Below are 9,208 nucleotides of genomic sequence, written 5' to 3'. Positions count from 1 at the left end.
AGGTCATCAAGCTCGAACAGGAACGCCTGGTCTACCAGGCCCGCCTGCGTTCCCGCTTCGGCCGCGCCTGGCGCCGCAAGGCCCCGGTGGAATCCCTGATGCCGCTGCGCCTGGCCCGCTACGGCGTCCCCCTGTCGGAAACGGCCCCGGCAGGCCTGGCAGCAGCAGGCATCGGCGTATCGCCCGACCACGTCGACAGCGAGCGGCCCGCCGCCCCCGCCGCCACGGCCGCCCCAGCGGCCACCGCGGTCGAGGCGGCCCGCCGCGTCCGGCGTGGCGCGGGCGAGCTGCGGCTGGCGCTGCCCGAGCCCATGGATTCCCCGGAATTGACCGACGAGCCCGCCGAGCCCGAGTCGCTGCTCGGCCCCAAGGAGACGGCGGAGTCGGCCGCCGACCGGTTCGCGGACGCCTACCGGGCCTTCGTCGCCCAGTTCCGGGTCGAACCCACCACCGCCCAGTGGGCCTTCTGGCTCCACGACACCTACGGCGTCTCCACCACGTCGGGCACCCCGTTCCCGGACGCGCCCCTGGGCCCGCTGCTGCAGGTCCTGCGGGAGCGCCACGGGAGCGTCACCGAGGGCGACGACCGGCCCGGCAGTCCCGCGCCCGACGGGGGAGCGACGCCCGCCGTCGTCGGCGATCGCTCCTACGCAGAGGCACGGCGATAGCCCACGCCGGGCCCGGGCCGTGCGGCCCGCCGTCCGGGGACCGGTGGCCCTTCCCGGGCGCCGGTCCACGGAAGCACGCTCGGAGGGCCGGGGTTCCCCGGGTGCCGGTACCCGGAGGGACGCTCGGAGTTGCCGGTCCCCGAAGCCGCGCTCGCAAGGCCCGGGGTTTCCGACTCCCGCCCGCGGAGGGACCCTGGTGGGGGGCGCGGACCCGGCCGCGGAGGTGTGCCTCCCGCCCGCGCTCGCCGAGGCGGGCGGCGGCCGGCCCCCGCCCGGCGCACACCCACCGGGCGACCAGGGAGGTGAGGGCCGTGATCAGATCGGTCGTGGCCGGCGTGGACGGTTCCCGCGAGGGCTTCGCGGCGGCGGACTGGGCGGCCCGCGAGGCCCTGCGCCGGGGCGTGCCGCTGCGGCTCGTGCACGCCTGGGAAGGGGGCCTGCCGGAGGGCGGCACCGAGTTCTCGCTGCCCGAACTGAGGGCTCCGCAGCAGCACGCCCGCCGGGTGCTGCACGGCGCGCTCGGTCAGCTCGGCCGGCGCTATCCGCGGCTCGCGGTCTCCGCCGAGCAGGTCGCAGGGCCGCCCGTTTCCGCACTGCTCGGCGAGGCGGAGAACGCCGACCTCCTGGTGATCGGGAGCCAGGGGAGCAGCGGCCTGAGCGGATTCGTGTCCGGGGCGGTCGCCATGGCGACCGCGGCCCGCATGGAACGGCCGATCGTGCTGGTGCGGGCCGACGAGACCGCGGAGTCCGAGCATCTCCCGGACAGCGACGGCAGGCCGTCGGTCCGCACCCCGCTCCGCGACGTCACGGTCGCCGTCGACGTCGACGGGACGTACGAGGAGGTGCTGGACTTCGCCTTCCGCGCCGCCGAACTGCGCGGAGCCCCGCTGCGGGCGGTGCACGCCTGGCACGTGCCGTACGCCGAGGGCGGCCCGGCCGCCGCCCACCGCGCCCGGACGAGGGCCGCGGCGGAGCAGGAGCTGGAGCGGCTGCTGGAGCCCTGGCGGCGCAAGCATCCGGCGGTGGCCGTACGGGAGAACCTGCACGAAGGCCGTCCGGCGCACGTCCTCGTCCGGGCCACGGGCGGAGCGGGCCTGGTCGTGGCGGGCATCCGCAGGCGCCGCACGGAGGGGCGCCCGCACACCGGCCCCGTCCCGCACGCCCTGATCCACCACGTACGGTGCCCGGTCGCGCTGGTCTCCCACGAGTGAGCGGCCCGCGCGGCCACACCGGGCTCTAGGGCAGGCCGGGGTGGATCTCGAAGACGTCCGCCAGGCGCACGTGGCGCAGGATCATCAGGAAGCGCGGGCTGTCCGAGATCAGCCGCAGCCGGCCGCGCCGCTCCAGGGCCCGGCTGCGCACCCGGCACAGGACGCGCAGTCCGGAGCAGTCGATGAAGTTCACCGCGCGCAGGTCGATCACCACGTCGGGCCGGCGCCCGGCCGTCAGCGCGTCCAGCCGGTCGGCCAGAGCCGGTGCGGTGAGCAGGTCGATGTCTCCCCGGAGTTCCACGAGGGTCGCCTCACCGTGGGAGCGATCCATCCGGTGAACGCGCTCCGTGGCTTCCGGCGCGGACGGGTGCGGGATGTCGTCCATGCACAGAGACAATCGGCACCACGGCTCGGGAGGTAGGGCCGGAAGGCCCCATCTGCGGCCCCGGGGGTCCCTGCAGCCCGCGGTGGGCCCCGTCGGCCGGGCGGGTGGGGCCGACCGGCCCAAGCGCCGTGCCGCCGATCACGTCAGGGTGGAGCCATGACGCGACCGTTCACGCGGCCGAGCAGAGGAAGGGCACACCATGGCCGAGCACAGCGTGCCGAGCCCGGTGCGGGAGACCCCGGCGGGCGACCTGGGACGCCGCCTTGCCCCGCGCCGTCCGGAGCCGGGACTCACCCGGGAGCACGCAGTCACCCGGGCGGGCATGTCCCCGAGCGGTCCGGGCCCGCTGGAGGAGCACCCGGCGGGCGACCTGGACGCCGTGCTCCGTGACGACGGATTCGGTGAACTCTGCCGGGGAGAGTGCCTGCGGCTGATGGCGGCCGTGGGCGTCGGCCGGCTCGTGTACACACGGCAGGCCCTGCCGGCCGTACTGCCCGTCGCGTTCCGCCTGGACGCCGACGGGTCCGTCCTCGTGTGCGCCCGCGCCGACTCGGGACTGGTCCGCGCGGTCGACGGGGCGGTGGTCGCCTTCGAGACCGACGACGTCGACCCCGCCCGGCGCAGCGGCTGGAGCGTGGTCGTCACCGGGGCCGCGGCGGTGGTCACCGACCCCGCCGAACACGCACGGCTGCTCCGCACCGGCCCCCGCTCCTGGGCGCCCTCGCCGCAGGAGGTCTTCGTGAGGGTGACACCGGAACTGGTGACGGGCCGCGAACTGCACACGGGACAGGGCCCCTGGGCCGCCGGCCTGTCCCCGTGACCTGTCCGGGCTGTCCCCCCGACCCGTACGGCCTGCCCCCTGACCCGGTCGACCTGTCACCATGACCCGTACGGGCCATGCGGCGCCGACCCGTACGGCCCGTGGCAACAGGGCCGACCGGCCCTGGCGTTCCGGTCCCGGACGGCGAATGATCTCTTTCAGGGGGCGTCGCAGCCCCCTGGGCGGACAGCCACCCACGACGGGAGCAGCTCATGTCGGACAGCCGGCCGGCCGGCGCCGAGAGACCGATCCAGGTCTTCCTGCTGGACGACCACGAGGTCGTACGGCGCGGAGTGCACGACCTGCTCAACGACGAGCCCGACATCACCGTGGTCGGGGAGGCCGCCACCGTCGAGCAGGCCCTGGTGCGCGTGCCGGCGCTGCGCCCCGACGTGGCGGTGCTCGACGTACGCCTCCCGGACGGCGACGGCGTCACCGTGTGCCGGGACCTGCGCTCGCGCCTGCCGGACCTGGCCTGCCTGATGCTGACCTCCTTCGACGACGAGGACGCCCTGCTGGACTCGATCATGGCCGGCGCCGCGGGGTACGTGCTCAAGCAGATCCAGGGCTCCGACCTGGTCTCCGCCGTGCGCACGGTGGCCGCGGGCCAGTCGCTGCTGGACCCCAGCGCCGCCGGGCGGCTGATGGCCCGGCTGCGGCACGGCCGGGCCGAGGAGGAGCCGGACGCGCTGCCCGGGCTGACCGAACGGGAGCGGGAGATCCTGGCCCTGATCGGTGAGGGCCTGACCAACCGGCAGATCGGACAGCGGCTGTTCCTCGCTGAGAAGACGGTGAAGAACCACATCTCCCGCCTGCTGGCCAAGCTCGGTGTCGAACGCCGTGTCCAGGCCGCCGTCATCGCCAGCCAGACCCACGACCGCCTCCGCCCGCCGGGAGACCCCGGACAGCCCCGGTGAGAAGGGCCACCCACCCGGTTCACGTGGGCGTCCAGCCCCAGGCCCGATACCGTGGCAGATGACGGCGATGTCCGGCCGACGGCACGGCAGGGATCGGGAGGAGCCACGCGTGGCAGGCGCCGGGGACAACGAGGCCCGCGTGCGGCTTCCGCAGCTCAGACTCGATGAGCTGCTGGCGGAGCTGCAGGCCCGGCTGGACGCGGCCCGCGGCACCAGGGACCGGGTGCACAGCCTGCTGGAGGCGGTGCTCTCCGTCGGCCGGGAGCTGGATCTGGAACAGGCCCTGCACAGCATCGTCGAGGCCGCGGCCACGCTGGTCGACGCCGAGTTCGCGGCGCTGGGGGTGATCGGCCCCGACGGCAGACGGCTGTCGGCCTTCCACACGGTCGGCGTAAGCGACCAGCAGATCGCGCGGATCGGCCCGTTCCCGGAGGGACACGGCATCCTGGGCGAGCTGATCCGCCACCCGGAGCCGCTGCGCCTGGCGAAGCTGTCCCAGCATCCGGCCTCCTACGGCTTCCCGCGGGATCATCCGCCGATGAGCACCTTCCTCGGCGTCCCGATCCGGGTGCGCGAGCAGGTGTTCGGCAATCTGTACCTGACCGAGAAACGGGGCGGGGTCGAGTTCGACGAGGAGGACGAGGCGGTCCTGTCCACCCTCGCCGTCGCGGCCGGCGTGGCCATCGACAACGCGCGCCTGTACGAGAACTCCCGGCTGCGGGAACGCTGGCTGCGGGCCATCGCCGAGATCACCCACAGCCTGATGTCCGGCAGCGAGCACGCCCAGGTGCTCGGGCTGATCGCGGAGCGCGCCCGGGAGATCACCGGTGCCGCGCTGGCGGTGGTCGCCATACCGATGGAGGGGACCGGGTCGCTCACCGTCGAACTGGCCATCGGAGCACAGGCGGAGGCCCACCGTGGGCTGGTGCTGCCCGTGGAGGGCAGCTTCATGGGCACGGCCTTCGCCACCGGGACCCCGATGACCAGCCCCGACGCCTCCCACGACAACCGCGTCACGGCCGGACGCCGGCGCTTCATCGGCCTCGGCCCGGCCGTGGCCGCGCCCATCGGCACGGGCCAGGGCGCACGGGGTGTGGTGCTGCTGGTCCGCGACGCCGGGCAGATCCCGTTCACCGAGAAGGAGATCGAACCGCTGCAGGGGTTCGCCGCGCAGGCCGCCGTCGCCATGGAGCTCGCCGAGCGCCGCCAGGACGCGGAGGAGATCGCGGTGCTCAAGGAGCGCGACCGGATCGCCCGCGATCTGCACGACCTGGCCATCCAACGGCTCTTCGCCACCGGGATGACCCTGCAGAGCGCGGGCCGGTTCATCGAGCACTCCGAGGCCTCCGCGCGCGTGGCGCGGGCCGTGGACGACCTCGACGAGACGATCAAGATCATCCGGTCCACGATCTTCGCCCTGCGCGCCCGGGAGGGGGGCGGCGGGTCAGGGCTGCGCGCGCGTGCCGTACAGGCGGTGGGCGAGGCCGCCCCGGTGCTCGGCTACGCGCCCAGCGCGCGCATGGAGGGGCTGCTCGACACGGACGTACCGCGCGAGATCGCCGACCAGGTGCTGGCCGTGCTCTCCGAGGGCCTCACCAACATCGCCCGGCACGCGCACGCCGACCGTGCCGACGTGGTGCTGGTGACAGACGGCCGTGAGGTGCGGCTGACCCTCACCGACAACGGCGTGGGCATCCCCGCCGGGGGCCGCCGCAGCGGCCTGCGCAACCTGGCCGAACGGGCCGAGCACCTGGGCGGCACGCTGAACTGGGAGACCCCCGAGGGCGGAGGCACCCGCCTGACCTGGCAGGCCCCGCTCCCGGTTCCCCCACCGAGCCCCTGACCGGCCCCGCCGACGACACCGGGCCCCTGGCCCGCGGCCCATCCAGGCCTTGCCCTGCGGCTCCTCCGGGCCCTGCCCTGCGGCCCCGCCAGGCCCTGCCCCACGGCCCCGCTGCGGCCGCCGGACCGCTGGCCTGCCGCATCTGCCGGGCTCCGGACCGGGGGTCTGCTGCGGCCGCCGGGCTGCTTGCCGTGGCCCTGCCGCAGCGGTGGGCTCCAGGCCGGGGGTTCTGTCGTAGCCCCGCCGGACCTGTGGCGGCGGGCGACGCCGCCTGGTCTCCGACGTCCGTTTGGTGGCCACCGGCTGGTGGCCCGCGTCGGCCGACGCGGGCCGTCGGCCCCGTACGGTCTCCAACGCCCGGTCGGTGGCCGGTGCCCCTCGCCGGTCGGCCCGGTCCGCCCAGCCCGCGCCGGCAGATCCTCCAGCCTGGCGTCGGCAGGTCCCCCCGCCCGTGCCGGCGGGACCACCCCGCCCGTGCCGGCGGGTCCACCACGCCCGCGCTGGCGGGTCCACCACGCCCGCGCTGGCGGGACCACCACGCCCGCGCTGGCGGGACCACCACGCCCGCGCTGGCGGGACCACCCAGCCCGTGCCGGCGGGACCACCCCGCCCATCCCGACGGGACCATCCCGGCCATCCCGGCGGGACCACCCAGCCCGCGCCCGCAGGGCCGGACGGCCTGCCCGCAGGGGTCGGGTCGCCTCTACCCGTTGCGGACTCCGGGGTGCGAGTGTGGGCCTCGGATCCCGTGCCTCGTGGTTCATCCGGCAGGCGAAAGGCGGTGTGCGCATGGAGCTGCCTCTCGTCGTGGGGGTCGACGGGTCCCTGGCGAGCGCCGCTGCGCTCGACTGGGCGGTCGACGAGGCCGTCCGCCACGGTCTGACCCTGCTGCTGGTGCACGCCTCCCTCTGGGAGCGCTACGAGTCCACCGGCATGGCACACCGAGACGGACCGCCCCGGGCGCCGGCCGTCGTCGAGGCCGCCGCCGAGCGGGCGCAGCGCCGCGATCCCCGGGTGAGCGTGGCGACGGACGTGGCGCCGGAGGACCCGGTGGACGCCCTGGTGAGCCGGGGCCACGACGCCTTCGCCGTGGTGATCGGTGCGCGCGGCCACGGTGGACTGCCGGGCCTGCTCCTCGGCTCGGTGGGGTTCTCCGTCGCCGCCCACGCGCCGTGCCCCGTGATCGTGGTCCGCGGCGACCGGGCCGGCCTGGCCGGTGCGCATGAGCGGATCCTGCTGGGCGTGGGCGGCCCGGAGGCCGGCACCACGGCGGTGCGCTTCGCGTTCCGGGAGGCCGAGGCCCGCTGCTGCCGTCTCGACGCCGTGCACGCGTGGCGCCGCCCCGTGCACGTCGGTGATCGCGCGCGCCTCCAGGAGGAGCGGGCCGCCGCCGTACTCGACACCGCGCTGCGGGACGTGGAAGCGGCGCACCGCCGGGTGCCGGTACGCCGTGCGACGGTCGAGGGCCCGGCGCACACGGTGCTGGTCCACTTCTCCGCGGCCGAGGATCTCGTGGTCGTGGGCGCCCGGCATCGCTCCGGCCGCCGGGGTCTGCAACTGGGCAGGGTGGCCCACGCCTTGCTGCATCACGCGCGCTGCCCCGTGGCCGTCGTACCGCAACCGGTCTGAAGGCTCACCCGGGCCTAGGACGCGTCACAGGTTCGCGGCGTGATCCGGGACGTAGGTCCGCAGCTCGCGCGGCGGGCGCTCGTACCCGGTGGACTCGGGCCGCTCCGGAAGTTTCAGCGAGGGCGGCGGCACGTCGTGGTACGGCACCGAGTCGAGCAGGTGGGCGATCATGTTCAGCCGGGCCCGCCGCTTGTCGTCGCTCTCGACGACGTACCAGGGCGCCTCCGGGATGTCGGTGTGCACCATCATCTCGTCCTTGGCCCGCGAGTACGCCTCCCAGTGCGTGATCGACTCCAGGTCCATCGGGGAGAGCTTCCACCGCCGCAGCGGATCCTCCAGCCGGCGCCGGAACCGCTCCTGCTGCTCGGTGTCGCTCACCGAGAACCAGTACTTGCGCAGCAGGATGCCGTCCTCCACCAGCATCCGCTCGAAGATCGGGCACTGGTGCAGGAAACGCAGGTGCTCCTCCTTGGTGCAGAAGCCCATCACATGCTCCACCCCGGCCCGGTTGTACCAGGAGCGGTCGAACAGGACGATCTCCCCGGCGGCCGGCAGATGCGTCACGTACCGCTGGAAGTACCACTGGGAGCGCTCGCGCTCGGTCGGTGTCGGCAGGGCCGCGATGCGTGCGACGCGCGGGTTGAGATGCTCGGCCACCCGCTTGATGGTGCCGCCCTTCCCGGCCGCGTCACGGCCCTCGAAGACGACCACCAGCCGGGCGCCCTCGGCCCGCACCCACTCCTGCAGTTGCACCAGCTCCGTCTGCAGCCGCAGCAGTTCTCGCTCGTAGACCTTGCGCGGCACCTTCGCCGCCTTCCGGCCGGCCATGTCGCCCGCCTTCCTGGCCCCTGACCGGGCCCGCCGCCGTCGACGCTCGCAGTGTAGGCACCCGCGCCGCCGCCGCGCCTCGTGGACGCGGCATGGCAACGGCACGTGGTGCACGGGGCCGGCGGCGGCGATGGCAGGATCGGCCGTCATGAGCACGGAACGAACGGAACGGCCCGTCGCCCTGGTCACCGGGTCCACATCGGGTATCGGGGAGGCCGTCGCCCGCAGGCTGGCGGCCGACGGCATGCGGGTCGTGGTGCACTCGCGGAGCAGCGCGCGGGCGGGCGAGGAACTGGCGGCCGAGCTGGGCGGGACGTACCTGCGTGCGGACCTGGCGGTGGAGGACGAGGCCCGCGCGCTGGTCGAGCGGGCCGTCGACCGGTACGGGCGGCTGGACGTGCTGGTGAACAACGCCGGCATCAGCTGGCCCGTACCGCACCACGACCTGGCCGCGGCGGCGCCGGCCCACTGGCGCGAGACGCTGGAGGTCAACCTGATCGCCCCGTGGGTGCTGTGCACGGCGGCGCTCCCGGCGCTGCGCCGGGCTCCCGGCGGCGGCAGCATCGTGAACATCACCAGTCACGCCGGGGTACGGCCCAAGGGCTCGTCGGTGCCGTACGCGGCGAGCAAGGCCGCACTGAACCACGTGACCCGGCTGCTCGCGGCGGCACTCGCACCCGGTGTGCGGGTCAACGCGGTGGCGCCGGGGCTGGTGGACACGCCGATGACGAAGGACTGGGCCGACGCGCACGACCTGTGGCGTCAGCGCGCCCCCATGGGCCGCCCGGCCCAACCCGCCGACGTGGCCGACCTGGTGGCGTCGGTGATCGCCCACACCTACCTCACCGGCGAGGTCATCATGCTCGACGGCGGCCTCAACCTGACCTGACCGACGCCGGGCAAGTGC

Annotated in this window: 8 protein-coding genes and 1 pseudogene; 7 read left to right on the top strand and 2 right to left on the bottom strand. The window is 75.1% G+C overall.

Features of this window, described 5'->3' with window-relative positions; all coding sequences use genetic code 11:
• Positions 1-668: pseudogene (locus C3489_RS17915) on the top strand (hypothetical protein); the annotation flags it as partial.
• 311 nt (positions 669-979) lie between these two features.
• Positions 980-1,879, top strand: a complete 900-nt coding sequence (locus C3489_RS17910; RefSeq protein ID WP_103782845.1) for a universal stress protein — start codon at positions 980-982, stop codon at positions 1,877-1,879.
• Positions 1,880-1,904: 25 nt separating this feature from the next.
• On the opposite strand, the gene C3489_RS17905 is transcribed toward C3489_RS17910, so the two are convergent.
• On the bottom strand, positions 1,905-2,210 hold the full coding sequence (locus C3489_RS17905; RefSeq protein WP_258054767.1) for an STAS domain-containing protein: 306 nt from the start codon (positions 2,208-2,210) through the stop codon (positions 1,905-1,907).
• Positions 2,211-2,643: 433 nt separating this feature from the next.
• Here C3489_RS17905 and C3489_RS17900 point away from each other — a divergent pair, with 433 nt between their 5' ends.
• From C3489_RS17900 to C3489_RS17885, 4 genes are all read left to right on the top strand, one after another.
• Positions 2,644-3,084 carry a pyridoxamine 5'-phosphate oxidase family protein gene (locus C3489_RS17900; RefSeq protein WP_103782856.1) on the top strand — a complete coding sequence of 147 codons (441 nt, stop codon included), beginning with the start codon at positions 2,644-2,646 and terminating at the stop codon, positions 3,082-3,084.
• A 212-nt stretch (positions 3,085-3,296) separates the two neighbouring features.
• A complete protein-coding gene (locus tag C3489_RS17895) occupies positions 3,297-4,001 on the top strand; it encodes a response regulator transcription factor (protein WP_103782843.1) in 705 nt (234 codons plus the stop codon).
• Positions 4,002-4,068: 67 nt separating this feature from the next.
• Positions 4,069-5,844 carry a GAF domain-containing protein gene (locus tag C3489_RS17890; RefSeq protein WP_103782842.1) on the top strand — a complete coding sequence of 592 codons (1,776 nt, stop codon included), beginning with the start codon at positions 4,069-4,071 and terminating at the stop codon, positions 5,842-5,844.
• 789 nt (positions 5,845-6,633) lie between these two features.
• Positions 6,634-7,473 (top strand): universal stress protein, encoded by an 840-nt coding sequence (locus tag C3489_RS17885; protein WP_103782841.1) that lies wholly within the window; start codon positions 6,634-6,636, stop codon positions 7,471-7,473.
• A 24-nt stretch (positions 7,474-7,497) separates the two neighbouring features.
• Here C3489_RS17885 and ppk2 read toward each other — a convergent pair whose 3' ends face one another.
• Complete coding sequence (ppk2, locus tag C3489_RS17880) at positions 7,498-8,301, bottom strand: polyphosphate kinase 2 (RefSeq protein ID WP_103782840.1); 804 nt, start codon at positions 8,299-8,301, stop codon at positions 7,498-7,500.
• Between the two features lie 148 nt (positions 8,302-8,449).
• Between ppk2 and C3489_RS17875 the strand changes: the two genes are divergently transcribed.
• Positions 8,450-9,190: an SDR family NAD(P)-dependent oxidoreductase gene (locus C3489_RS17875; RefSeq protein WP_103782839.1), complete on the top strand. Its 741-nt coding sequence runs from the start codon at positions 8,450-8,452 to the stop codon at positions 9,188-9,190.
• Positions 9,191-9,208: the final 18 nt, after the last annotated feature.

The organism is Streptomyces sp. Ru71, assembly GCF_002920535.1.
Lineage (GTDB): Bacteria > Actinomycetota > Actinomycetes > Streptomycetales > Streptomycetaceae > Streptomyces.
Note: the sequence above shows the minus strand (reverse complement) of the source record. Positions and strands in the feature narration are given on the sequence as shown.